At 69.1% G+C, this 23,392-nt stretch carries 23 protein-coding genes, 2 tRNA genes and 1 riboswitch; of the genes, 15 read left to right on the top strand and 10 right to left on the bottom strand.

All coding sequences use genetic code 11. From position 1 onward, the window contains the following. Positions 1–149: 149 nt before the first annotated feature. Complete coding sequence (locus ACZ6S0_RS52405) at positions 150–1,379, bottom strand: GNAT family N-acetyltransferase (protein ID WP_465928571.1); 1,230 nt, start codon at positions 1,377–1,379, stop codon at positions 150–152. Positions 1,380–1,497: 118 nt separating this feature from the next. Here ACZ6S0_RS52405 and ACZ6S0_RS52400 point away from each other — a divergent pair, with 118 nt between their 5' ends. After that, complete coding sequence (locus ACZ6S0_RS52400) at positions 1,498–2,610, top strand: PP2C family protein-serine/threonine phosphatase (protein WP_344871598.1); 1,113 nt, start codon at positions 1,498–1,500, stop codon at positions 2,608–2,610. 182 nt (positions 2,611–2,792) lie between these two features. On the opposite strand, the gene ACZ6S0_RS52395 is transcribed toward ACZ6S0_RS52400, so the two are convergent. Continuing rightward, a complete protein-coding gene (locus ACZ6S0_RS52395; protein WP_465928569.1) occupies positions 2,793–3,389 on the bottom strand; it encodes a response regulator transcription factor in 597 nt (198 codons plus the stop codon). Between the two features lie 153 nt (positions 3,390–3,542). Here ACZ6S0_RS52395 and ACZ6S0_RS52390 point away from each other — a divergent pair, with 153 nt between their 5' ends. After that, on the top strand, positions 3,543–4,847 hold the full coding sequence (locus tag ACZ6S0_RS52390; protein ID WP_465928567.1) for a M50 family metallopeptidase: 1,305 nt from the start codon (positions 3,543–3,545) through the stop codon (positions 4,845–4,847). Between the two features lie 7 nt (positions 4,848–4,854). Continuing rightward, the gene (locus ACZ6S0_RS52385; protein ID WP_344871593.1) at positions 4,855–5,208 is read left to right on the top strand and encodes an MmcQ/YjbR family DNA-binding protein; all 354 of its coding nucleotides are present in this window, start codon (positions 4,855–4,857) and stop codon (positions 5,206–5,208) included. Positions 5,209–5,229: 21 nt separating this feature from the next. Here ACZ6S0_RS52385 and ACZ6S0_RS52380 read toward each other — a convergent pair whose 3' ends face one another. From ACZ6S0_RS52380 to ACZ6S0_RS52370, 3 genes are all read right to left on the bottom strand, one after another. Beyond that, positions 5,230–6,216 carry a coiled-coil domain-containing protein gene (locus ACZ6S0_RS52380; RefSeq protein WP_465928565.1) on the bottom strand — a complete coding sequence of 329 codons (987 nt, stop codon included), beginning with the start codon at positions 6,214–6,216 and terminating at the stop codon, positions 5,230–5,232. Between the two features lie 6 nt (positions 6,217–6,222). Continuing rightward, a riboswitch (cyclic di-AMP (ydaO/yuaA leader) is annotated at positions 6,223–6,366 on the bottom strand. Between the two features lie 68 nt (positions 6,367–6,434). Then, positions 6,435–7,514 (bottom strand): galactose-1-phosphate uridylyltransferase, encoded by a 1,080-nt coding sequence (gene galT, locus ACZ6S0_RS52375; RefSeq protein ID WP_465928563.1) that lies wholly within the window; start codon positions 7,512–7,514, stop codon positions 6,435–6,437. After that, positions 7,511–8,290, bottom strand: coding sequence for a DeoR/GlpR family DNA-binding transcription regulator (locus tag ACZ6S0_RS52370; RefSeq protein WP_465928561.1), 780 nt, complete (start codon positions 8,288–8,290; stop codon positions 7,511–7,513). Before ACZ6S0_RS52370 ends, galT begins: the two co-directional genes overlap by 4 nt. A gap of 154 nt (positions 8,291–8,444) precedes the next feature. Here ACZ6S0_RS52370 and ACZ6S0_RS52365 point away from each other — a divergent pair, with 154 nt between their 5' ends. Continuing rightward, positions 8,445–8,522 carry a 50S ribosomal protein bL37 gene (locus tag ACZ6S0_RS52365; protein WP_371252575.1) on the top strand — a complete coding sequence of 26 codons (78 nt, stop codon included), beginning with the start codon at positions 8,445–8,447 and terminating at the stop codon, positions 8,520–8,522. A 50-nt stretch (positions 8,523–8,572) separates the two neighbouring features. Here ACZ6S0_RS52365 and ACZ6S0_RS52360 read toward each other — a convergent pair whose 3' ends face one another. After that, positions 8,573–9,883 (bottom strand): TrpB-like pyridoxal phosphate-dependent enzyme, encoded by a 1,311-nt coding sequence (locus ACZ6S0_RS52360; RefSeq protein ID WP_465928559.1) that lies wholly within the window; start codon positions 9,881–9,883, stop codon positions 8,573–8,575. Between the two features lie 4 nt (positions 9,884–9,887). Further along, positions 9,888–10,550 (bottom strand): nucleoside/nucleotide kinase family protein, encoded by a 663-nt coding sequence (locus tag ACZ6S0_RS52355; RefSeq protein ID WP_465928557.1) that lies wholly within the window; start codon positions 10,548–10,550, stop codon positions 9,888–9,890. Between the two features lie 114 nt (positions 10,551–10,664). On the opposite strand from ACZ6S0_RS52355, the gene ACZ6S0_RS52350 reads away from it, so the two are divergent. After that, entirely contained in the window at positions 10,665–11,168 is a 504-nt protein-coding gene (locus tag ACZ6S0_RS52350) for a DUF5946 family protein (RefSeq protein WP_465928555.1), read from the top strand. On the opposite strand, the gene ACZ6S0_RS52345 is transcribed toward ACZ6S0_RS52350, so the two are convergent. Next, entirely contained in the window at positions 11,160–11,408 is a 249-nt protein-coding gene (locus tag ACZ6S0_RS52345) for a hypothetical protein (protein ID WP_465928553.1), read from the bottom strand. The two genes, ACZ6S0_RS52350 and ACZ6S0_RS52345, sit on opposite strands and share 9 nt — an antisense overlap. A gap of 235 nt (positions 11,409–11,643) precedes the next feature. On the opposite strand from ACZ6S0_RS52345, the gene ACZ6S0_RS52340 reads away from it, so the two are divergent. Then, positions 11,644–12,225 (top strand): hypothetical protein, encoded by a 582-nt coding sequence (locus tag ACZ6S0_RS52340; RefSeq protein WP_465928551.1) that lies wholly within the window; start codon positions 11,644–11,646, stop codon positions 12,223–12,225. A 93-nt stretch (positions 12,226–12,318) separates the two neighbouring features. On the opposite strand, the gene ACZ6S0_RS52335 is transcribed toward ACZ6S0_RS52340, so the two are convergent. Further along, positions 12,319–12,389 (bottom strand) — tRNA-Gly (locus tag ACZ6S0_RS52335). Positions 12,390–12,478: 89 nt separating this feature from the next. Between ACZ6S0_RS52335 and ACZ6S0_RS52330 the strand changes: the two genes are divergently transcribed. The 3 genes from ACZ6S0_RS52330 (at position 12,479) to ACZ6S0_RS52320 (ending at position 13,781) form a co-directional block, all read left to right on the top strand. Next, positions 12,479–12,555, top strand: a tRNA-Pro gene (locus ACZ6S0_RS52330). 207 nt (positions 12,556–12,762) lie between these two features. Next, on the top strand, positions 12,763–13,167 hold the full coding sequence (locus ACZ6S0_RS52325) for a DoxX family protein (RefSeq protein ID WP_465928549.1): 405 nt from the start codon (positions 12,763–12,765) through the stop codon (positions 13,165–13,167). A 113-nt stretch (positions 13,168–13,280) separates the two neighbouring features. Beyond that, positions 13,281–13,781, top strand: coding sequence for a DinB family protein (locus ACZ6S0_RS52320; protein ID WP_465928547.1), 501 nt, complete (start codon positions 13,281–13,283; stop codon positions 13,779–13,781). A gap of 13 nt (positions 13,782–13,794) precedes the next feature. Here ACZ6S0_RS52320 and ACZ6S0_RS52315 read toward each other — a convergent pair whose 3' ends face one another. Further along, the gene (locus tag ACZ6S0_RS52315; protein ID WP_465928545.1) at positions 13,795–14,271 is read right to left on the bottom strand and encodes an ATP-binding protein; all 477 of its coding nucleotides are present in this window, start codon (positions 14,269–14,271) and stop codon (positions 13,795–13,797) included. A 233-nt stretch (positions 14,272–14,504) separates the two neighbouring features. On the opposite strand from ACZ6S0_RS52315, the gene ACZ6S0_RS52310 reads away from it, so the two are divergent. The 6 genes from ACZ6S0_RS52310 to ACZ6S0_RS52285 all read left to right on the top strand — a co-directional run bounded on the left by ACZ6S0_RS52310 (position 14,505) and on the right by ACZ6S0_RS52285 (position 22,971). Then, a complete protein-coding gene (locus ACZ6S0_RS52310) occupies positions 14,505–15,371 on the top strand; it encodes a helix-turn-helix domain-containing protein (protein WP_465928543.1) in 867 nt (288 codons plus the stop codon). Between the two features lie 170 nt (positions 15,372–15,541). After that, on the top strand, positions 15,542–16,930 hold the full coding sequence (gene tig / locus ACZ6S0_RS52305; RefSeq protein ID WP_465928541.1) for a trigger factor: 1,389 nt from the start codon (positions 15,542–15,544) through the stop codon (positions 16,928–16,930). Between the two features lie 657 nt (positions 16,931–17,587). Then, positions 17,588–18,220, top strand: coding sequence for a ClpP family protease (locus ACZ6S0_RS52300; protein ID WP_465928539.1), 633 nt, complete (start codon positions 17,588–17,590; stop codon positions 18,218–18,220). Between the two features lie 12 nt (positions 18,221–18,232). Then, positions 18,233–18,856: an ATP-dependent Clp protease proteolytic subunit gene (locus ACZ6S0_RS52295; RefSeq protein ID WP_344871554.1), complete on the top strand. Its 624-nt coding sequence runs from the start codon at positions 18,233–18,235 to the stop codon at positions 18,854–18,856. A gap of 184 nt (positions 18,857–19,040) precedes the next feature. After that, positions 19,041–20,324: an ATP-dependent Clp protease ATP-binding subunit ClpX gene (clpX, locus tag ACZ6S0_RS52290; RefSeq protein WP_237106743.1), complete on the top strand. Its 1,284-nt coding sequence runs from the start codon at positions 19,041–19,043 to the stop codon at positions 20,322–20,324. 73 nt (positions 20,325–20,397) lie between these two features. Further along, entirely contained in the window at positions 20,398–22,971 is a 2,574-nt protein-coding gene (locus tag ACZ6S0_RS52285) for a valine--tRNA ligase (protein ID WP_465928536.1), read from the top strand. The last annotated feature ends 421 nt before the right edge of the window (positions 22,972–23,392 follow it).

The raw sequence follows: 23,392 nt of genomic DNA, 5'->3' as shown, positions 1-23,392 counted from the left end.
CGACCACCGCACTCACGACGAGCAGAACGCGGCGATCGGTGGCTACGTCCGCTGGCGCAACGCCCGTGCCCAACCGAAGACCAGCTTCGCCGCCAGCTCACCCATCCGAAGCTGGACCAGTTACCCGGCCAAGGTTGCGTGACGGGCCACTAGAAGACCAGGCCCGCCCAGGGCTTCGGGCTCCACGACATGGCGAGGGCGAGCCTGCGTACGGTGCCGGGGGTGTGCTCGCGCAGCAGCCCGGCGGCGAGCCGCTCGTCGAGCGTCCCGTCACCCAGGTACGCCGACCCGAGCGCGGACACCGGCAGCGTCACGTCCGGCTCGTCGTCCACGGGCTTGCACTCGGCGCCCGACGGGTCCGCGGTGAGCCGCCAGCGGCGGGCGTTCCACGGGCACACGTCGTCGTCGACCTCGATCACCACGTCCACCGGCGCCGAGTAGGCGCGGGCGGACAGTGCCCGGTCGACCTCGACCAGGCGTACCCACAGCTCGTCGGCCCAGCGGGCACGGAGCCTGCGCTGGTCGGCCAGCAGCGCGATCAGCGGGTCGTCCACCGGACGGCGTTCCGCCTCGACCGTGGTGACCAGGTCGCGGTCGAGCACGTTGCGCCAGAGCAGCGCGTAGGCCGCCGGGTCGGACGCCTCCAGCTCGAGCAGCTTCAGCGTGCCGTCGGAGATTCCGTCGCCGTCCCACGACGACTTGACGCGGAACAGGGCGTAGCCGCGCACGCCGTGGTCGTCCTCGGCCAGGACCGTGCGCAGCGATCCCGCTCCTTCCTGGTCGAACTCCTCGTCGGCCAGGAGGATGTCCCAGGTCTGCGGCCTGCGCTCGTACCGGCCTGGCCGGCGGGCGACCACGGAGGCGAAGAGCCTCTCCAGCTCTCCGCGCACGTCGGCGGGTTTGGCGACGCGGAGCCGGAGCGACGGGTCGCGCGGGGCGTCGGGGACGAACGCCGAGCGGGCGCCGGCGATCCTGAACCGCAGCTCGGTGGACGCCCGCCCGTAGCCGAACCGGCCGTAGATGGGCGCCTCGGAGGCGTAGAGGGCGGCCACGGACTCGCCGCGGTCACGGATGTCGGCGAGCTGCCTGCGCATCAGCGACGTCAGCACGCCACGGCGGCGGTGGGAGGGCAGCACGCTGACCGAGGTCACCCCGGCGACGGGCAGCATCCCGCCGGGGACCGCCATGGTGAGGCTGTAGGCGGAGGTGACCCCGGCGATCTGCGCACCGTCGAAGGCGGCGAGCGACCGGTCGAACTCGGTCGCCGCCCTGTAGCGCTCGGACTGCGTGGGGTGCGGTGTCCAGCCGAACGCCTCCTGGAAGACCCGCGAGAAGGCCGGCCACTCAGACTCATCAATCGGACGGATCGGGTACGTCATCCGTCCAAGGTAGGAGCGGGCAAAGGGGGAGGGCCACCCAATATACCTGCTTAATGATCAAGGCGTTGGTCAAGTGGGCTGCCCAAACACGGGTCAGACCGATACAGTCAGGCGCATCATGAGTTCCCGACCGGCGCCGCTCATCCCGCCACGGGTCCGTGCGGTCCTGGTGCGGGTGCCGTTCCTGGTGCCTGTCGTCCGCTTCGTCCGGCGTTTTCTGTCCCAAGACCGCAACCTGCTGCTCACGCTGGTCGTGCCGGCGCTGGTCATCGGAGTCCTCGCGGCCGAGGTCTCGACCGGGTGGTTCTCGCCCTCGCTGCTGATCCTCGTCACGCTCATCGGCGGGCTCCAGCTCCGGCTGCGCAGCCTGGTCAAGCTGCTCGTCGCGGTCGGGGCGGCGCTCGGCTACGTCGCGATCACGCTGGGCGTCGACCGGATCGGTCTGGGGCTGACCGTGACGATCGTGTTCACCAGCGTGCTCGCCGTGCTCATGGCGCGCACCAGGGGCAAGCTCGGCGTGCAGGGCCTGCGCGGCGACGCGATGCTGCTGGAGCTGCGCGACCGGCTCAGGAGCCAGGGCGAGCTGCCCCCGCTGCCCAAGGACTGGGGCGGCAAGGTCGTGCTCAAGCAGGCCGGCGGGTCGTCGTTCGGCGGTGACTTCCTGGTCTCCATGCGCGACGGCAAGTCCGTCGAGATCGCCCTCGTCGACGTCTCCGGCAAGGGCGTCGACGCGGGGACCCGGGCGCTGCTGCTGTCGGGCACGTTCGGCGGGCTGCTCGGCTCCGTCGCTGACTTCCTGCCCGCGTGCAACGCCTACCTGCACAGGCAGCGGGGCGACGAGGGGTTCGTCACGGCCGTGCACGTACGCCTCGACCTCGACACGGGCGACTACACGATCACCTCGGCCGGGCATCCGCCGGTGGTCAAGTTCGACGCGGGCACGGGCAACTGGCAGGTCGCCTCGGCCAAGGGCGTGGTGCTCGGCGTGGTGCCCGACCTGCACTGCGAGCCCGACAGCGGCACCCTGCGCAAGGGCGACGCGCTGCTGCTCTACACCGACGGTCTGATCGAGCAGCCGGGGCGCGACATCGACGCCGGGCTCGACCGGTTGCTCGGCGAGGCGGAGCGGCTGCTGCCCTCGGGGTTCCGCGACGGGGCCAAGGCGCTGGTCAACGCGATGGCGTCGGGGCACAACGACGACTGCGCGCTGGTGCTCATCTGGCGTCCGTGAGCCGTGACGTTTCACATGGGCCGGCCGTGTGGGCGGTCACTGGCCGCGGGCTCGGCCGTGCTGGGATCCTCTAGGTGTTCGGGGCTCCGGCGGAGCGGCGCGGCTCCACGGGGTCCCGTCTCACCAGAGCCCGTGTTCTGCCTGAGCCCGTCCAGAACGCGTGCGGGCCCGTCAGCGCGCCGTCACAGCCAGCCGGAGTCGCTGGCGATGCGTACGGCGTCGAGCCGGTTGCGCGCCCCCGTCTTGCACATGATCCGCGACAGGTGGTTGCGTACGGTGCCGACCGACAGGAACAGCTCGTCGGCGATCTCCGTCGAACGCGCACCGCCCGCCGCGATCCGCAGCACGTCGAGCTCCCGCCTGGTCAGCGGGTTGGTCGCGCACTGGAGCGCGGCCACGGCCAGCTCCGACTCGATGGCCCGGCGCCCGGCGGCGACCTGGCGCACCCCTTCGGCCAGCCGCTCCGGGGCCACGCACAGGCTCATGAAGCCCAGCGCGGGACCGGCCAGCGCCTGGCGCACCTGGGCCGGGTTGGGCGCGGCCGACAGGATCAGCACCCCGCACCGGGGCACGTGCGCGGCCACCTCGGCCGCCGCCGGCCTGCCGGGCAGGTCGAGATCGACCACCGCCACGTCGGCGGCGGCGGCGACCGCCGCGCGCACCACCTCCTCCGAGCGCCCGGCCTCGGCGACGACCCGGAAGTCGGGTTCGGCTCCGAGGGTGGCGAGCAGGCCGCGGCGGACCAAGGGCAGGTGTTCGGCGATCAGAATGCGGATCAAGACGTCCCCCTCCGTCGTTTCTTAGGGTGATCGGCTGATCGCGGGCTGTCAATGCTCGTCAAAAGTGGTACGCCATGGGGCGTGCCGAGTTCGACTACTCTGGGGCTGTCGGACCTTTCGTCTGCCCTGCCGTCTGCCCTGGAGCGCGCCTAGATGAACTGGCTCTACGTCGTGGGGATCATCCTCTTCCTGCTCGGGCTGATGTTCTCCATCGCGCTGCACGAGCTCGGCCACCTGGTGCCGGCCAAGATCTTCGGGGTCAGGGTGACCCAGTACATGGTGGGTTTCGGCTCGACGGCCTGGTCACGGCGTAAGGGCGAGACGGAGTACGGCATCAAGTGGATCCCGTTCGGCGGCTACATCCGCATGATCGGGATGCTGCCGCCGCGCCCGGGCGACGACCCCACCAAGCTCAGGAGCAATGCCACCGGCCCGTTCCAGGGGCTCATCGAGTCGGCCCGCGATGCCGCGCAGGAAGAGGTGCGGCCGGGCGACGAAGACCGGGTCTTCTACCGCAAGAAGTGGTGGCAGAAGGTCATCATCATGTCGGGCGGCCCGGCGATGAACTTCGTGCTCGCCTTCGTCTTCTTCAGCATCCTGCTGGTCGGCATCGGCCTGCCCACCTGGGCCCCGATCGTCTCGCCCGACACCAACACGTGCGTGATCCCGATCTCCGAGCAGCGTACGCAGTGCACCGCCGCCGACAGGCCCACGCCGGCCGCCCAGGCGGGCATGAAGCCCGGCGACCGCATTGTCTCCTTCAACGGCCAGCAGATCGGCTCCTGGGACCAGGCCACCCGCCTCATCCGCTCCCACGGCGCCGGCGCGGTGCAGGTCGGCATCGTCCGCGACGACAAGCCGATGACCCTCGACGTCACGCTCATCGTCCAGGACCGGCCCAACGCCGAAGACCCCAGCAAGATCGACAAGAACGTGGGCTTCCTCGGCGTGCTGCCCACCGAGGTCATGGAGAGGCAGAGCATCGGCCAGGTCGTCGGCTACATGGGCGAGCTGACGGGCCGGGTGGCGGCCTCGCTGCTCAACCTGCCGGAGAAGATGGTCGGCGTCTGGCACGCGGCCTTCTCCGGTGACGAACGCGACCCCGAGGGCCCGGTCGGCGTGGTCGGGGCGGGTCGCATGGGCGGTGAGATCCTCGCCTCCGACCTGTCCACCGAGAAGAAGATCGCCATCTTCGTCAATCTGCTGGCCGGCTTCAACCTGGCGATCGGCATGTTCAACCTCATCCCGCTGCTGCCCCTCGACGGCGGTCACATCGCCGGAGGGCTCTGGGAGGGCATCAAGCGGGCCTACGCCAAGGTCATGCGGCGGCCCGAGCCCGGCTACGTGGACATCGCCAAGGTGCTGCCGCTGACGTACGCGATCGCGATCGTGATGATGATCATGGCGGGCCTGCTCGTCTACGCCGACCTGGTCAACCCGCTCACGCTGACGAACTGAGGCCGCCGTGGACACCGTCGACCGGCTTCGGGCCCTCTGCCTGGCCCTGCCGGAGACCACCGAACGGCTCTCCCATGGGGAGCCGACGTGGTTCGTCCGGGGGAAGAAGACGTTCGTGATGTTCGCCGACCACCATCACGACGACCGCCTGGCCTTCTGGTGCGCCGCGCCCGCCGGGGTGCAGGAGGAGCTGGTGGCGGAGGCGCCCGAGCGGTTCTTCCGCCCGCCGTACGTGGGGCACCGGGGGTGGCTGGGGGTCTACCTCGACGTCCCGCTGATCGACTGGGACGAGGTGGCGGAGCTCGTCACCGACGCCTACCGCCACATCGCACCCAAGTCGCTCGTCGAACGCCTGCCCTGACCTCCCTGTCGCAGGCCGCGATCAGTACATCGAGATGTGCACGTGGTCGTAGTGGTTCTCGGTGATGCTGCCGCGGTCGGACATCGTGCTCCAGCCGGAGCCCTGGTTGATCCGCTGCCGCCAGATCACGTACTTGACGCCGAGTTTGTCCTTGTTCTTCAGCGCCCACTCGGCGATCCGGTCGCCGAGCGCGTTGTTGGCGTCGCTGGGCATCGAGCCGCCCGTGCTCATCATGAAGTCGCAGGCGCGGCCGAGCGGGTGCTCGCCGCTCGAGCCCGAGCGGAAGCACCCCACCGCGAACGGCAGCGCGAAGTTCTTGTCGAGCTGCTCCTTCATCAGCCGGGTCCGCGCGGTGATGTTGTCGGACCCGTTCGGCAGCTCGGGCGCCCAGGAGCCGTCGGAGTTGCGCCCGGTCCCGTACGGCACCAGGTCCTCCAGCTTCTTCCTGATGTCCTTGATGACGTCCTCGGCCTCGTCGCGCTGGCCGGCCACCTCGGCCGTGTCGGACTTGATCCGCGAGGCCAGCGCGGCGGCCTCCTCGCTGGCTCTCTTCTTCTCGTCGCGGGCCTTGGCCACGCTGTCCACGACCGCCTGCTGCTCGGCGGTGAGCTGTTCGAGCAGGGCCGCGCTGGCAGCGTCGGTCGGGAGCATGAAAGAGGTCAGCGACAGGTCGCCGGTCTGGTAGCGCAGGCGCGCGATCTCGGCGACCCGCTGCTCGGCCGTGGTCACGGCCTGCTCGGCGGCCGCCGCCTTGGCCTGGGCCGTCTTGGCGGCCTCCTGCGCCTTGGCCAGCTCGACGCGTTTGAGGTTGTACTTCTCGATGAGCTTGTCGACCTTGGCGTTCAGCTCCTTGAGCTGGGCGCGGAGCTGGGCCTCCGTCGGCTTGGGGGCGGCCGACACCCTGATCGACGGTGAGGTGGACGCCGAGGCCGGGGCCGCGGGGAGGGCGGCGACGGCGATGGCGCTGATGAGACCGATGGCAAGACTCGCGGGGGACGAAGCCGCCACGTGGATGTTTCCTCTCCCTCTGCCGGCCGGGTTAGCTGACGGGTTCGGGTATGGGAGCTGCGTTTCCCTACCGCCTGAGCGGATTCACCCCGGGTGTGATTGGGTCCCCGGCTCCCGGGCACGGCGCCCGGGATTAGGCACGCAACGGCTGTTACGGCCGGTGCATATCGGGATATTAGTGGTAGATCACCGGTAATGCGACCTTAAGTAGAAATCTATTAGTGATCTACTTGTGATCGGAGCATGCGTGCGGCCTCCTCCGGCAGCACGTCGTTGACGAACGCCCCCATCGCCGACTCCGACCCGGCGAGGTACTTCAGCTTGCCGGCCGCCCGCCGGATGCTGAACAGCTCCAGGTGCAGATAGGCCAGCTCCCTGCCGGTACGCACGGGCGCCTGGTGCCAGGCCGAGACGTACGGCATCACCACCCCGAACAGCCCGTCGAACGCCCGCAGCACCGAGGTGTACAGCGGCGCGAACGCCGCCCGCTCCTGCTCGGTGAGCGCCGCGAGGTCGGGCACCTGCCGGTGCGGATAGAGATGCACCTCGAACGGCCACCGCGCGGCGGCCGGCACGAAGGCCGTCCACAGCTCGTTGGCGGCCACCACCCGCGTCCCCGCCGTGCGCTCGGCGGCCAGCACGTCGGCGAACAGGTTGCCCGGCCCCCGGTGCCGCGCCGCCGCGCCGAGGTGCAGCCTGGTCCTGGGCGTGACGTACGGGTAGGCGTAGATCTGGCCGTGCGGGTGGGCCAGCGTGATGCCGATCTCCTCACCCCGGTTCTCGAAGCAGAACACCTGCTCCACGCCGTCGATCCCGGACAACTCGGCCGTACGGTCGGCCCACGCCTCCATGACCAGCGCCACCTGGGCGTCGGAGAGCCTGGAGAAGGAGGAGGAGTGGTCGGAGGTGAAGCACACCACCTCGCACCGCCCCACCCCCGGACGGACCTCGCTCAGCCCGCCCGCCTCCCCATAGGCCCCGAAATTTCCGGAGAAGGAGGGGAACCGGTTCTCGAAGACCACCACGTCGTAGTCGTACGCCGGGATCTCCGACGGCCGCGTGGGCGACGACGGGCACAGCGGGCACTCGGCCGTGCCACCGCTCGGCAGGAACGTACGCGTCTGCCGGTGCCCGGCGATCGCGATCCACTCCTCGGTCAGCGGGTCGTAGCGCAGTTCGGAGGCGACCGGCCGGGGATCGAGCGTGCGCCGGTCGATCGCGCTCCGGTCGGCGTCGTCGCGCCGGTCGAAATAGATCAGCTCCCGGCCGTCGGCCAGGTGGGTGATGGTGCGCTTCACGGCGAGCCCTCCGCGATGATCAGTTCTCCGGCCCGTTCGGCCAGCTCGGTACGTGCTTCCTCGGGCAGCCCGGCGTCGCTGATGACCACGTCGGCCTCGCTCAGCTCGGCGATGGTGCTGATGCCCACCGTGTTCCACTTGGTGTGGTCGGCCGGGACGACCAGCCGGCTCGCCGCCGTGACCAGCTCTCTGTCGGTCTCCGACTCCAGCAGGTTGGGCGTGGTGAACCCGGCCCGCACGCTCATCCCGTGCACGCCCAGGAAGAGCGTGTCCACGTGCAGGCGGCGGATCGCGGCCACGGCGACCGGGCCCACCAGGGCGTCGGACGGCGTACGCACGCCGCCGGTCAGCACGACGGTGCGGTCGGCGCGCGGGTTGCGGTGGAAGACCTCGGCGACCGGGATCGAATTGGTGATCACGGTCAGCTCGGGCACGGCGACCAGGTGGTGGGCCAGCGCCCACGTGGTGGTGCCGGCCGACAGCGCCACGGCGGTGCCCGGCCGGACGAGCCTGGCCGCGTGCCGCGCGATGGCCTCCTTCTCCTGCTGCTGGCGGGCGGACTTGGCGGTGAAGCCGGGCTCCTCGGTCGAGCCGGGGCCCAGGGCGGTCGCGCCGCCGTGCACCTTCTCCAGCAGCCCGCGCTCGGCCAGCACCTCGAGGTCGCGGCGGATGGTCATGTCGGAGACGCCCAGCTCGCGTACGAGGTCGGCCACCCGGACGCCGCCGTGGCTGCGCACGCGTTCGAGAATCGTCTGCTGACGCTGCTGTGCGAGCACGCCCACTCCTTCCAACAGATTCCACCAAATTATGACACGGAATTGTTGGGGAATGTTAGGTCGTGCGGCGCGCTTGCACTGACCCTCTTGGCGAGGGACGTTGGGAGCTTCACGCCGTACCGATCAGCCCGTATCGATCAGCGGAGGCGAGCACATGGCCAGGCGAGCACGCAAGGGCAAGGCCCGCAAGAAGAAGAAGGCGAACCACGGCAAGCGTCCCACGGCGCGATGACGGGCCGGTGGCCGCCCTTCCCCAGGGAAGCGGCCACCTCCCCGCGGCCGTCACCCCGGCAGTTCGGCGAGCGCCCGGTCGATGCGCTCCTGAGGCAGCGAGTAGTCGTCCAGCTCCCCGGCCAGATAGCGGTCGTACGCGCCCAGGTCGAAGTGGCCGTGACCGCACAGCGCGGTCAGGATGACCTTCTCCTCGCCGCTCTCCTTGCACCGCAGCGCCTCGGCGATCGTCTCGGCCAGCGCGTGCGTGGGCTCGGGCGCCGGCACGATGCCCTCGGTCCTGGCGAAGCGGACCCCGGCCGCGAAGCACTCGTTCTGGGCACGGGTGACCGCCTCGAACAGGCCCAGCTCGTACATGTGCGACAGCAGCGGCGACATGCCGTGGTAGCGCAGCCCCCCGGCGTGGATCGGGTCGGGCACGAACGTGTGCCCCAGCGTGTGCATCTTGAGCAGCGGCGTGAACCCGGCCGTGTCGCCGAAGTCGTAGGCGTACGCGCCGCGCGTGAACGACGGGCACGCGGCCGGCTCGACCGCGCGGAACACCGTGCCGATCCGGCCGGCCAGCTTCTCGCGCAGGAAAGGGAAGGCGAGGCCGGCGAAGTTCGAGCCGCCGCCGGTGCAGCCGACGATCAGGTCCGGCATCTCGGGCAGTTGGGCGAGCGCCTCCTCGCCGATCACGGTCTGGTGCATGAGGACGTGGTTGAGCACCGAGCCGAGCGCGTACCTGGCGTCGGACGTCGCCCCGGCCACCTCGACCGCCTCGCTGATCGCGATCCCCAGGCTGCCCGGGGAGCCGGGGTCGTCGGCCAGCACCTTGCTGCCCGCTCCCGTCACGGGGGAGGGGCTGGCGTGGACGGTCGCGCCGTACACCTGCATGAGAGAGCGACGGTACGGCTTCTGGTCGTACGACGCCCGTACCATCCAGACCCGGCACTCCAGGCCGAACTGGGCGCAGGCGAACGCCAGGGCCGACCCCCACTGCCCCGCGCCGGTCTCGGTCGTCAGCAGCCGCACGCCCTCGCGCGCGTTGTAGAACGCCTGCGGCACGGCCGTGTTCGGCTTGTGCGAACCGGCGGGCGAGACGCCCTCGTACTTGTAGTAGATCCTGGCCGGCGTGCCCAGCTCCTTCTCCAGCCTGTGCGCCCGGATCAGCGGCGTCGGCCGCCACAGGCGGTAGACGTCCAGCACCTCCTGCGGGATCGGGACGAACCGCTCGCCGCTGACCTCCTGCCCGATCAGCTCCATCGGGAACAGCGGGGCCAGGTCCTCGGGACCTATCGGCAGACGCGTGCCAGGATGCAGCGGCGGCGGAGGCGGCGCGGGCAGATCGGGAACGATGTTGTACCAGTCGCTGGGGATCATCGTCTCAGTCTGCGCCGCTCGCGCGCCGCGTTCCAGTACCGTCGGGGACCAGCACAGCCGGCCTGTCGGGGTGGTCGGCCCGCACCACGACGTCGGCCGCCTCCTGGGGCCGCGCCTCCCGCTCGTAACGCTCGTAGGCGGGCAGCCGCCACCGCTCGCCCGGCGGTGTGCCGCGCCCGAGCGCCGCCGCCGACAGCCACAGGTGCACGCCGACCTCGACCGCCAGCCCGCGCCCCAGCAGCAGCGTCCCGTCGACCACCACCACCCCGCCGGGCGGCAGCTCGACGTACGGCACGCGGAAGGCCCGGTCGATCCCGCTGTCCCACAGCGCGGGCAGCACCCGGCCCGAGCCCCCGGGGTCCAGCGGCTCCAGCACCTCCCGCCGCAGCGCCTTAGCGTCGAGCCAGTCGTCGTAGAAGGCGTCGGGGTCGGTGCGGCCGTACTCCAGGCGCAGGGAGGCCGGACGCAGGAAGTCGCCCGCCGACACCCGCACCACGGGCCGTCCGCGCAGCCGCAGCGGAGCGACCAGTTCGTCGGCCAGCGCGCCGGGCCGCGTGGCGGGCGCCCCGTCGACGGCCACCCGCACCCACGCCCCCGGCGGCCGTGCGGCGATCAGCTCGGCCAGCTCCTCGACGAGGGCCTCACGGGAGATCGGTCGCGCACGCATCGATCAACAGCTTACGAGCGCGGTCAAAGCGGAACTGCCTTCGACAGCTCACGAGTGCGGTCGAAGCGGAAATGCCTTCGACGGGGCCCGCGTCGCCCGCCTATATTGCCCGCCATGGCTCCATGCGACTGCGGCGCGACCGCCGGGCCGCTCGGCCTGTGCGCCGACTACTACCACGCGATCCTGGTCGACGAACAACTGGACTCGCGGATGCGCCCGTGGCACGCGGTCGTCGTCTGCGCGTATCTCCTGCAGCACCCCTGCAGGGGGCACGAGAAGTACCTCGACGGCCAGTTCCGGATGCTGCAGTACTACCTCGACCGGGGCCTCGACGCCCTCCTCCGTTTCGCGGCCCATCAAGTGGCGCGCAACAACCATCGGGTGCGGTCGGGCTATGACCTGCGGCCGCTCGAACCGTACGAGCCGCTGCCGCCGCACGGGCCGCCCGAGCGCTTCCGTACGAGCTTCTGCGACCTCCCGCACGACGGGGACGGCGGTTTCGTCTCCGACGGCCACGACGCGTACGGGCGCCGCATCCGCGACCTCGCCGAAGCGACCGCAGAATCCTGGAAGTCCATCGGACCTGTGGGCACGTCCGCGATCGGATCGTCAGGGTGACTCTTCGTGACGACGCCCGCGTCGTACCGACGCCCTGGCCAGCCATCGCCCGCCACGGATCAGGAGGCGAACCAGGCCGATGAGGAACGCGACCGAGAACAGCGCCTCACACACGAGCAGGATCTCGCCGAGCGGACCACCACCGCCGACGGGCGCCGCCCACCGGCGCACGAACGGCGTGAGCAGCATCCCCAGCCCGAAGCCGAGCACCGCCAATGTCTCGCCGAGCCCGCTGCGCATGAGCTGATCATAGAGCGCTCCCGCGACCCGCACTCTCCTTATATCTGTGGCCCGCCCGCTTCGAGGGCTCCTGGGTCGGTCCGAGTCCCGCCGCCATGGCGAGTACGACGTGAGAAGGCCGGCGCGAGGCATCCTGGACCGAGGTCGGCGGCTCGGCCACGATGAGGGCATGACGGAGAACAGATCAGCGCGGCCCGCGCGCGGAGGAGCAGGCTCCCGTCTGAACTGGACGGCAGTGAGCGCTCTCGCGGCCGCGTTCGCCGCCTTGGTCGCGCTGGTCGCCTACCTGGTGCCGCCGACCCCGCCGCCCCGGCCCGACGCGGCCCCCGCCCCGACCACGCCGTCATGGTCACCAGATCCGGACACCACCCGCCCAGAACCGCCGACCCCCAGCTCATCCCCTGAGTCCAGCCCACCCCAGCCGGAAAGCCCCACGCGAGACCCTCAGCAGGAAAGCCCCACGCGAGAGCCTCGGCAGGCCGGCCCCGCACGAGAGGTCCCGGCTTCCTCCCCACTGCTGTCGGCGGTCCGGCCCGGCGGCTGCGACGACGCGGAGGCGGCGCTGACCGCATACCAGCGCAACGCCGGGAACGTCCGCAGCAGCCAGGCGGCGGCGGCTCGCCAGGCATACCTCGACCTGATGAGCGCGGTCCTCGACGCGGAGGGGGTGGTGGGGGCGAAGATCAGTCTGCTGGCCCGCGAGTTCCAGGAGCTGCACTTCCGCCTGACCGGCATGGTCGGCGGCGATCCCAACCAGGTGATCGCGGACATCAACACCGACGCCGCGGAGCTGGCCAGGCTGTGCGGCTCCACCTGACGGGAGCCATCGGGCCGACGGCCGTCGCCGGAGTGGCAGAGATCACGAAGGCCAGGTCGCCTCATGCGGCCGACCTGGCCTTTCGCCATCGAGAGCGGACGACGGGAATCGAACCCGCGTAGCTAGTTTGGAAGACTAGGGCTCTACCATTGAGCTACGTCCGCGCGAACCGGTCGAACTCTGGTCTAGACTTCATCCGGTCGTCAGGGCGTAAGCGTACCGGAGTCGCGGAGCGCATGCGCACTCGGCGAAACGGGGCGTGGCGCAGCTTGGCAGCGCGCTTGCTTTGGGAGCAAGAAGTCGCAGGTTCAAATCCTGTCGCCCCGACCAGCTCACAGGCCCCTTCCAGTTTGGAAGGGGCCTGTTGCGTGTCCGGCCGAGTGACTGCCGCACCCGGAGCGGTCCCATCGGCGGTGGCTGGTTCGTCCCGGCTCGGGGTGCACCTAGGTACACCCCTTCAGGTATCTAGCGCGATTCTCCCCGCCGTCCGCCGTCCGTAGCGTCGGGGGCAGACGAGGATCAAGAAGGACGGGGACCATGACCACCACACCGCACCAGACCGCCGGCGGCCGCGTAGCGAACGTGGGCCTGTGGTTCCTGCAGATCGCCGTGGCGGGCTTGTTCGTGATGTCCGCCATGGCGAAGTTCACCAACGCCGAGCCGGCCGCGTCCACGTTCGAGGCGATCGGGTTCGGCGACTGGTTCCGTCACCTGACCGGGGTGCTGGAGGTGGCGGGGGCCGTGGGGCTGCTCGTGCCGAGGCTCGCCGGGGCGGCGGGGCTGGCGTTCGTCGGGCTGACCGTCTGCGCGACGCTGACCGAGGCGTTCGTGTCCAAGGGCGGGGTGGTCATGCCGCTCGTCGCGCTCGTGCTAAGCGCGGTGATCGCCTGGGGACGCCGGGAGAGCACGGCGCGACTCTGGTCGCTGGTCGCCGGGCGGTGAGCTGCCGAACGACTGTGGGAACGCTCCCAAAGTCTGCCCGCCACGGGGGCCGGGCAGGAAACGCAGGACGCCGGCCAGGTAAAAAGGGACAAAAACGTATAAGGTCTGACGTCGTGTCCGATACCAGAATCCCTCCGCCGCTCAGCGGCGACGAGCCGACCGTTCTGAACAACTGGCTCGAATGGCACCGCGCGACCCTCGCCGTCAAATGCGAGGGCCTGTCGGACGAACAGTTGCGCCTGCGCTCCGCGCCGCCCTCGACATTGTCCCTGTTGGGCCTGGTCAGGCACATGGCGCACGTCGAGCGCTCCTGGTTCCGGCGCGTGCTCAACGGCGAGGACCTGCCCAAGCTCTGGGACAAGGACCGCGACAACGACGCCGACTTCACCGAGGTGGACACCGCCTCGGTGAAGGAGGCGTTCGCGACGTGGCAGGAGGAGATCGGGCACGCCCGCGCCATTTCGGCCGCCAAGCCGCTGGACGCCGCGGGCGAGCGCAACGGGCAGGTGTGCACGCACCGCTGGATCCTCGTCCACATGATCGAGGAGTACGCCCGCCACAACGGCCACGCCGACCTGCTACGCGAGCGTATCGACGGCGTCACCGGCGAATGACGGTCCCGGCGGCTCAGGCGTCGGCGCGAAACAGCGCCCAGACGGCCTTGCCGCCGCGGGCCAGCGGGTCCCAGCCCCAGCACTGGCTGTACGTCTCCACGATGTAGAGCCCGCGCCCGTTCTCGGAGATGAAGTCCGGCTCCTTGCGCCGCGGGACCTCGTCGCTCGGGTCGGCCACGGCGAGCAGCACGTGAGGGGCGACCCGCATCAGCAGCAACTCGATCTCGCTCGTGCCCGCGGCGCGCATCGCGTACCTGACCGCGTTCGTCACCAGCTCCGAGACGACGAGTGCGGCGTCGTCGCTCAGTTCGTGCAGGCCCCAGCCGCGCAGAGTCGAGCGGGTCACGTCCCGGGCGGTCTTCACCGAGTCGGCCTGGAAGGGCAGCGGACACGAGGTCGTGTACGGTTTGCCACCCATGAGCAGCCGGTCGAAGCCCACCTCGCGGGTGATCTGCAGGCAATCGGCAGTGGCCAGAGGGTCCTCCACCATGCCGCCGATACCTCCCAGTTCAACCTCGGTTAGTGCATGTTTGGCCCAATATGCACTAAGCCATCATGGGTCACGAACGCTGCACCTGCAAGACCCAAATGCACGTGCAAGTGCAATGTGCAGTAGCAAGCACCGTTTTAGGGCATAGATATCCGAATCGGACACGAGGTTGAGACCTTGTCATACCTGGCAATGTGGTGTCACTGTGTGTGCGGACCTTGATAGGAGGCAAAGTGACGCAGAACCAGCCGGGTTCCGGGCCGACGGCGCTGCGCATCCTCCTGGGCTCCCAACTGCGCAAGCTCAGGGAAGCGAAGAACGTCACTCGTGAGGAGGCCGGCCACCTCATCCGAGGGTCGGAATCCAAGATCAGCCGGATGGAACTCGGCCGAGTGGGGTTCAAGGAACGTGACGTCGCGGACCTGCTGACCCTCTACGGGGTCATGGACCAGCAGGCCCGCTCCGCCGTACTCGACCTGGTCGCCACCGCCAACGAGCCGGGCTGGTGGCACCGCTTCAACGACGTCCTGCCCACGTGGTTCCAGGCGTTCGTCGGTCTCGAGGAGGCCGCCGCCCGGATCAGGACCTACGAGGTCCAGTTCGTGCCGGGACTGTTGCAGACCAAGGAGTACGCGAGGGCCGTGGTGACCGCCGGTTCGGCGGGCATCGGGGTGGAGGAGATCGCCAGAAGGGTGGATCTCCGGCTGGAACGCCAGCGGATGTTCGACCGGTCCGACGGGCCGGTCTTCTGGGCGGTGATCGACGAGGCCGCGCTGCGCCGGCCCATCGGCGGGGCCGAGGTGATGAGGGCCCAACTGGAGCACCTCATCGACCTGATGCGCCAGCCGAGCATCACGATCCAGGTCATGCCGTTCAGCTTCGGCGGGCACAGCGCGGAGGGCGGCGCGTTCAGCATCCTCCGCTTCCCCGACGCCGACCTGCCCGACGTCGTGTACGTCGAGCAGCTCGCCAGTGCGCTCTACCTCGACAAGCGTGAGGACGTGGACCGGTACACCGAGGTGATGGAGCGGCTGTGCGCCGTGAGTACCACCCCTGATGAGACGATCGAGCTGCTGAGGACGATTGCGGACGAGTTCTGACCGCGGCGGCGTCGTGGTTGGGTGTGCATCTGCCCTAGACTGGCCATCGGCGTTGGATGCCGCCGTTGCGGAGCATGCCCAACACCGCTCATGTGGGCGCGGCGCGCGAGCCGTATCGATTCGATGGACGCGTCCGCGATCACTCGTAGCTTGATCAAGGAGACCATTCCGTGAAGACCGCTGTCGAGGAGCTCAGCCCGACCCGGGTCAAGCTCACTGTCGAGGTGCCGTTCGAGGAGCTGCGCCCGAGCATGGATGCGGCGTACAAGAAGGTCGCGCAGCAGGTGCGCGTCCCCGGGTTCCGGCCTGGCAAGGTTCCGGCCCGCATCATCGAGCAGCGCTTCGGCCGGGCGGTAGTGCTGGAGGAGACCCTCAACGACGCGGTGCCCAAGCTGTACGGTCAGGCGGTCGACGAGGTCGACGTCTTCCCGGTCAGCCAGCCCGACATCGAGGTCACGAAGATCGACGACGGTGAGCAGATCGAGTTCACCGCCGAGGTCGACATCCGGCCCAACTTCGAGGTCCCCGACTACCAGGGGGTCGAGGTCACGGTCGATTCCGCCGAGGTCTCCGACGAAGACGTGAACACCCAGCTCGACGCGCTCCGCCAGCGCTTCGCGACGCTGACCGGCGTCGAGCGGGCCGCAGCCAACGGCGACTTCGTCGTCATGGACCTGCGCGCCGAGATCGACGGCACGAACATCGAGGAGCAGCAGGCCAGCGAGGTCTCCTACGAGGTCGGCGCCGGCTCCGTGCTGCAGGGCCTCGACGCCGCGCTCGAAGGCATGTCCGCGGGCGAGGAGAAGAGCTTCAAGACCGAGCTGGTCGGCGGCGAGAACGCCGGCGAGGAAGCCGACGTGATCATCAACGTCAAGTCGGTCAAGGAGAAGGTCCTGCCCGAGCTCGACGACGAGTTCGCCCAGCTCGCCAGCGAGTTCGACACGCTCGACGAGCTGAAGGCCAGCATCCGCGAGCAGTCGCGCCGCAACAAGCTCATCGACCAGGTCGTCCAGGCCCGCGAGAAGGCGCTCGACACGCTGCTCGAGAAGGTCGACATCCCGCTGCCGGACAGCGCGCTCAAGGCCGAGGTCGACGCCCGCAAGCACAACCTCGACCACCAGGTGGCCGAGAGCGGCCTCAGCCGCGACGCCTTCTTCCGTCTCTACCAGACGACGGAGGAGGAGCGCTTCGCCGAGTTCGAGACCAACTCCGCCAGGGCCATCAAGGTCGGGTTCGTGCTCGACAAGATCGTCAAGACCGAGGAGCTGGGCGTCTCCGAGCAGGAGCTGACCAACTTCGTGGTCCGCCGGGCCATGGAGATGGGCGTCCAGCCCAACGAGCTGGCCAAGCACCTCGCCGACAACGACCAGCTCACGCTGGCCATGGTCGAGATCGTGCGCGACAAGGCCAAGGCGGTGCTGGGCGACGCGGCCAAGGTGGTCGACACCGACGGCAACGAGGTGGACCTCAAGGCCATCTACACCGAGATCAACGGTGAGGAGGTCGTCGAGGAGCCCGCCGACTCCGACGACGACGCGGAGACCAAGCCCCAGAGCTGACGCCCAGGGCGCGACCGGCGGCTCCGTCCCGCCGGCCCGACATCTCCGAAGCCTCCGGACCCGCGCGGGTCCGGAGGCTTCTTCCGTTGAGGCGGCACCGCGCAGGGTGGCACCCGCGTCGGCCCCAACGGCGCTGGGACGCTCAGACGGACCCTGACGCGAACGGAGGCCGTCGCCGAGACCGCCCTCGCCCCGCCCGTGCCCCCGACCGCCCCTCAGCGTCCCGCGGCACGGGTCCCACGAGCCCTCCCGCCCGAGTCCGGGGCGGGCCCACCTCGCGGTGTTCGCCGGGGTTCGACGCGGGCGGGAGCCGTGGCGGGGCTCACACCGCGCGAGCCCCAAAAGTCGCCGACCATCCCGCCAAGGAACACCGGCCGGAGCATGGCCCGCTCCTCCGTCCGGTCCAGCGTGGGCATCCATTACCCAAAATGCCGGGATGGCCCTCCGCCGGCGTCCTGAGCAGCGCGAATACCTGCCACGCCGGCGAAGGCGGCGAAGCCGCGAAGTGGCATGGAAGCCAACTAAGGGCAACAGATCAGTACCCGCCCGAACCTGCGCCGTCAGCGAACAGCCCGGGGACCGGGCATGAGCTGTGGGCGGCGCGCGTTAAGGTCACAAGCAAAGCCAATCGATTACGACGCATCGGAAGGTGACGCTGTGACCAGCCCGCCGACCTTCTATCAGCCTGAGTCTCGAGGCCGTGAGAACGGCTCCGCCTTCCGGCTTGAGGACCAGCTCTACCAGCGCCTGCTCCGCGAGCGCATCATCGTGCTCGGGCAGGAGGTCAACGACGAGATCGCCAACCGCATCTGCGCCGAGCTGCTGCTGCTCGCGGCCGACGACCCCGACCGCGACATCTCGCTGTACATCAACTCGCCGGGGGGCTCGGTGAGTGCGGGCATGGCGATTTACGACATGATGGAATACGTACCGAACGACGTATCCACGGTTGTGATGGGCATGGCCGCCTCGATGGGGCAGTTCCTGCTCACGGCCGGGGCGCGGGGCAAGCGCTACTCACTGCCGCACGCCCGGGTGATGATGCACCAGCCCTCGGGCGGCATCGGGGGCACCGCGGCCGACATCGCCATCCAGGCCGAGCAGATGCTCTACGTGAAGAAGACGCTGGCCGAGCGGATCGCCTTCCACACGGGCCAGCCGCTCGAGCAGATCGAGTCCGATTCCGACCGCGACCGCTGGTTCACGGCCGAGGAGGCCAAGGACTACGGCTTCATCGACCACGTGGTGCGCAGTGCGCGTCAGGTGCCCTCCGCGGGCCCGGTCTCCTAAGGGGGAGCTGACATGAACATCCAGAGCCGTTACGTTCTCCCCTCCTTCGTCGAGCGCACGTCCTACGGCGTGAAGGAGATGAACCCGTACAACAAGCTCTTCGAGGACCGCATCATCTTCCTCGGAGTGCAGATCGACGACGCGTCGGCCAACGACGTGATGGCCCAGTTGCTGACGCTGGAGTCGCTCGACCCCGACCGTGACATCAGCATCTACATCAACTCGCCCGGCGGCTCCTTCACCGCCATGACGGCGATCTACGACACGATGCAGTTCGTCCGGTCGGAGATCCAGACCATCTGCCTCGGCCAGGCCGCCTCCGCCGCGGCCGTGCTGCTGGCCGGTGGCACCCCGGGCAAGCGGTTCGCGCTGCCCAACGCCCGGGTGCTGATCCACCAGCCGTCCACCGAGGGCGGTGGCCAGGGCAGCGACATCGAGATCCAGGCCCGCGAGATCCTGCGCATGCGCACGCTGCTCGAGGACATCGTGGCCCGGCACACCGGCAAGCCATCCGCCGAAGTCCGCAAGGACATCGAACGCGACAAAATTCTCAACGCGGACGAGGCAAAGGCGTATGGTCTGATCGATGACATCATCCCGTCCAGGAAGAAACGAGCTCAGGCCGTAGCTTCCTAGACGAGACGTGACGCGCCGGAGCGCTGCCCAATAGGGCACGTTCCGGTGCGACTCGCCGCTAGGGGGCTCACTGAGGGCCCAGAAGACGGTAACGTCGAAACCTGAGCGGTTCGGCCTAGTCCGGAGGATGTCCGGCGACACTGCTCGCATGAGCAGGGCGGTCCCACGCAAAGGAGTATCTGGGGTGGCACGCATCGGCGACGGGGGAGACCTGCTGAAGTGCTCTTTCTGCGGAAAGAGTCAGAAGCAAGTCAAGAAGCTCATTGCCGGTCCAGGCGTCTACATCTGCGATGAGTGCATCGATCTCTGCAACGAGATCATCGAGGAGGAGCTGTCCGAGTCCTCCGAGCTCAAGTGGGACAACCTGCCCAAGCCGAGGGAGATCTACGAGTTCCTCGACGCCTACGTCATCGGTCAGGACAAGGCGAAGAAGGCCCTCTCGGTGGCGGTGTACAACCACTACAAGCGGGTGCAGTCGGGCGACCGGGGCAGAGACGACGGCCTCGAGCTGGCCAAGAGCAACATCCTGCTGCTCGGGCCCACCGGCTCGGGCAAGACGCTGCTGGCGCAGACCTTGGCGAAGATGCTCAACGTCCCCTTCGCCATCGCCGACGCCACCGCGCTGACCGAGGCGGGATACGTCGGCGAAGACGTGGAGAACATCCTCCTCAAGCTCATCCAGGCCGCCGACTACGACGTCAAGAAGGCCGAGACCGGCATCATCTACATCGACGAGGTCGACAAGATCGCCCGCAAGAGCGAAAATCCGTCGATCACGCGTGACGTGTCCGGTGAGGGCGTGCAGCAGGCGCTGCTGAAGATCCTGGAGGGCACCACGGCCTCGGTTCCTCCGCAGGGCGGCCGCAAGCACCCGCACCAGGAGTTCATCCAGATCGACACCACCAACGTGCTGTTCATCTGCGGTGGCGCGTTCGCCGGTCTGGAAAAGATCATCGAGTCGCGCATCGGCAAGAAGGGCATCGGCTTCAACGCCATCATCCGGTCGAAGGAAGAGGTCGACACGGCCGACATCTTCGCCGACGTGATGCCGGAAGACCTGCTGAAGTTCGGCATGATCCCCGAGTTCGTGGGCCGGCTGCCGGTCATCACCTCGGTGCACAACCTCGACCGCGAGGCGCTCATCCAGATCCTCACCGAGCCGCGCAACGCGCTGGTCAAGCAATACCGCAAGCTGCTCGAGCTCGACGGCGTGGAGCTGGAGTTCACCGACGGCGCCCTCGAGGCCATCGCCGACCAGGCCATCCTGCGCGGCACCGGCGCCCGCGGGCTGCGCGCGATCCTGGAGGAGGTGCTCCAGTCCGTCATGTACGAGGTGCCCTCCAGGCAAGACGTCGCCCGGGTCGTCATCACCCGCGAGTCGGTGATCGAGCACGCGATCCCGACGCTCGTCCCGCGCGACCAGCTCGCCGCCAAGCAGCAGCGCACCCCGCGCGAGAAGTCGGCCTGAGCACAGACCCGACAGCACCGGCGCCCCGTGGTTCGCGAACCATGGGGCGTTTCGCTTGCCCGCCTCCCTAGAATTGGTTCCTGTGACAACGCCTGAGCTGCCCACCCAATACACACCGGCCGACGTCGAGACCCGCAGCTACGAGCGCTGGGTATCCGAAGGCTACTTCCGCGCCGACCCGGGCAGCTCGCGCGAGCCGTACAGCATCGTCCTGCCGCCGCCCAACGTGACGGGCGTGCTGCACATCGGGCACGCGCTCGACCACTCCATCCAAGACGTGCTGACGCGGCGCGCCCGCATGCAGGGGCGCGAGACGCTCTGGCTGCCCGGCATGGACCACGCCGGCATCGCCACCCAGAACGTCGTCGAGCGCGAGCTGGCCAAGCAGGGCAGGTCGCGGCACGACCTGGGCCGTGAGGCGTTCGTCGAGCGAGTCTGGGAGTGGAAGGAAGAGTCCGGCGGCCGGATCCTCGGCCAGATGCGCAAGCTCGGCGACGGCGTCGACTGGTCGCGCGAGCGGTTCACCATGGACCCGGGGCTCTCGCGGGCCGTACAGACCATCTTCAAGAAGCTGTTCGACGACGGGCTGATCTACCGCGCCGAGCGCATCATCAACTGGTGCCCGCGCTGCCTGACCGCGCTGTCCGACATCGAGGTCGAGCACACCGAGGACGAGGGCGAGCTGGTCTCGATCCGCTACTCCGACGAGATCGTGGTGGCGACCACCCGCGCCGAGACCATGCTCGGCGACACCGCCGTGGCCGTGCACCCGGCCGACGAACGCTACGCGCACCTGGTCGGCACCTTGGTCGAGGTGCCGCTCACCGGCCGGATGATCCCCGTGGTCGCCGACGAGCACGTCGATCCGGCCTTCGGCACCGGCGCGGTCAAGGTGACCCCCGCCCACGACCCCAACGACTTCGAGATCGGACGGCGTCATTCGCTGCCGTCGCTCACGGTCATGGACGAGCGCGGCATCATCACGGCGCACGGCCCGTTCGAGGGGCTCGACCGGTTCGAGGCCCGTCCCGCGGTGGTGGCCGCGCTGCGCGCCGAGGGCCTGATCGTCGCCGAGAAGCGTCCCTACCTGCACTCCGTCGGCCACTGTTCGCGCTGCAAGACCGTGGTCGAGCCGCGGTTGTCGCTGCAGTGGTTCGTGAACGTCGAGCCGCTGGCCAAGGCCGCCGGCGACGCTGTTCGCGACGGGCGCACCCGCATCCACCCGCCCGAGCTGGCCAAGCGCTACTTCGACTGGGTCGACGACATGCACGACTGGTGCATCTCCCGGCAGCTCTGGTGGGGGCACCGCATCCCGGTCTGGTACGGCCCGAACGGCGAGGTCGTGTGCGTGGGCCCCGACGACGTGCCGCCGGCCGGTTACACGCAGGACCCTGACGTCCTCGACACCTGGTTCTCCTCGGGGCTGTGGCCGTTCTCGACCATGGGCTGGCCCGACCGGACACCGGAGCTTGAGCGCTTCTACCCGACGTCCGTGCTGGTCACCGGCTACGACATCCTGTTCTTCTGGGTCGCGCGGATGATGATGTTCGGCCTGTACGCCATGGACGGCCGGCCGCCGTTCCGCGTCGTCGCGTTGCACGGCATGGTCCGCGACCAGTACGGCAAGAAGATGTCCAAGTCGTTCGGCAACGTGGTCGACCCGCTCGACTGGATCGAGCGGTTCGGCGCCGACGCCACCCGGTTCACGCTCCTGCGCGGCGCGAACCCCGGCGCCGACGTCGCGGTGAGTGAGGAGTGGGCGGCCGGCTCGCGCAACTTCTGCAACAAGATCTGGAACGCCACGCGCTTCGCCCTGATGAACGGCGCCGCCGTGGGCTCGCTCGAAGGAGCCGAGCTGACCCCGGCCGACCGGTGGATCCTGTCGCGCCTGCAGTCCGTCACCACGGCTGCCGACGCGGCCTTCGAGGAGTTCGAGTTCGCCAAGGTCTCCGATCTGCTCTACCACTTCGCGTGGGACGAGGTCTGCGACTGGTACCTCGAGCTGGCCAAGATCCAGCTCGGCGAAGGGCTGGAGCACACCCGGCTGGTGCTCGGCCACGTGTTCGACGCGCTGCTGAGGTTGCTGCATCCGCTGGTGCCGTTCGTGACCGAGGAGCTGTGGCGGGCCGTCACCGGCGGCGAGTCGGTGGTCGTGACCTCATGGCCGGTGGCCGACTCCCGCTTCCGCGACCCTGCGGCCGAGGCGGAGATCGAGGCGCTGCAGGAGCTGGTGACGGAGGTTCGCAGGTTCCGTTCGGACCAAGGGCTCAAGCCGGGGCAGAAGGTCGCGGCGCGGCTCGGGTTGAGCGGCACGCCGCTGGCCGGCCAGGAGTCGGCGATTCGGGCGTTGTCGCGGCTGACGGAGCCGTCCGAGTCGTTCGACGCCACGGCGCGGTTCACGGTGGGGGCGGTGACCGTGGAGATCGACACCGCGGGCGCCATCGACGTCGTGGCCGAGCGTAAGCGCCTGGAGAAGGACCTGGCCGTGGCGCGCAAGGAAGCCGCTCAGGTGGCCGCCAAGCTGGGCAACGAGCAGTTCATGGCCAAGGCTCCCCAGGACGTGGTGGACAAGGTCAGGGGCCGGGCCGAGCAGGCGTCCGCCGACATCGCGCGGCTGGAGGCTCAGCTCGCCGGGCTGAGTGTTTGAGCCGTACGAACGAGGGAAGGTCCATTCGTTACCGAAGATGGGCCTTCCACGCTCCAGAGGCTGCTACAGTTTTCAACGCAGGGCCGAATCGGCCCTGACATCCCTGTGAACGAACCCCGGCCTTCGGGTTGCGTCCGTCGGCTGGTTGGACAAGGGCTGAAAGTTCGGGTAAGTTAGCAGGGTTGCCTCGAGAGAGGGAAGTCCGGAAGATCCCGGATCGGGCGGTTTGACAAGGATCGTCCGGATCTGGTAGTCTAAAGGAAACGAAGTGTGCGCCTCTCGCACTAGGGTCTCCCAAGGATTCTGGTGCGGATGTTCGCGTCCGCTTCTTGAGAACTCAACAGTGTGTCAAAAAGCCAGTGCATGATGCACAACCCCGTCTTTTTTGGACGGATTCCTTTGGTTGACATTCATGTGAATG

Source organism: Nonomuraea sp. NPDC051298, from assembly GCF_055586305.1.
The sequence above is the reverse complement of the archived record's forward strand: the minus strand, read 5'-3'. Positions and strand labels throughout refer to the sequence as shown.

What these genes read in the sequence shown, in the direction of transcription:
- ACZ6S0_RS52405 (WP_465928571.1), bottom strand. Translation starts at nt 1,379, where the DNA reads ATGACGTACCCGATCCGTCCGATTGATGAGTCTGAGTGGCCGGCCTTC.
- ACZ6S0_RS52400 (WP_344871598.1), top strand. Translation starts at nt 1,498, where the DNA reads ATGAGTTCCCGACCGGCGCCGCTCATCCCGCCACGGGTCCGTGCGGTC.
- ACZ6S0_RS52390 (WP_465928567.1), top strand. Translation starts at nt 3,543, where the DNA reads ATGAACTGGCTCTACGTCGTGGGGATCATCCTCTTCCTGCTCGGGCTG.
- ACZ6S0_RS52365 (WP_371252575.1), top strand. Translation starts at nt 8,445, where the DNA reads ATGGCCAGGCGAGCACGCAAGGGCAAGGCCCGCAAGAAGAAGAAGGCG.
- ACZ6S0_RS52360 (WP_465928559.1), bottom strand. Translation starts at nt 9,883, where the DNA reads ATGATCCCCAGCGACTGGTACAACATCGTTCCCGATCTGCCCGCGCCG.
- ACZ6S0_RS52355 (WP_465928557.1), bottom strand. Translation starts at nt 10,550, where the DNA reads ATGCGTGCGCGACCGATCTCCCGTGAGGCCCTCGTCGAGGAGCTGGCC.
- ACZ6S0_RS52350 (WP_465928555.1), top strand. Translation starts at nt 10,665, where the DNA reads ATGGCTCCATGCGACTGCGGCGCGACCGCCGGGCCGCTCGGCCTGTGC.
- ACZ6S0_RS52345 (WP_465928553.1), bottom strand. Translation starts at nt 11,408, where the DNA reads ATGCGCAGCGGGCTCGGCGAGACATTGGCGGTGCTCGGCTTCGGGCTG.
- ACZ6S0_RS52325 (WP_465928549.1), top strand. Translation starts at nt 12,763, where the DNA reads ATGACCACCACACCGCACCAGACCGCCGGCGGCCGCGTAGCGAACGTG.
- ACZ6S0_RS52315 (WP_465928545.1), bottom strand. Translation starts at nt 14,271, where the DNA reads ATGGTGGAGGACCCTCTGGCCACTGCCGATTGCCTGCAGATCACCCGC.
- ACZ6S0_RS52295 (WP_344871554.1), top strand. Translation starts at nt 18,233, where the DNA reads ATGAACATCCAGAGCCGTTACGTTCTCCCCTCCTTCGTCGAGCGCACG.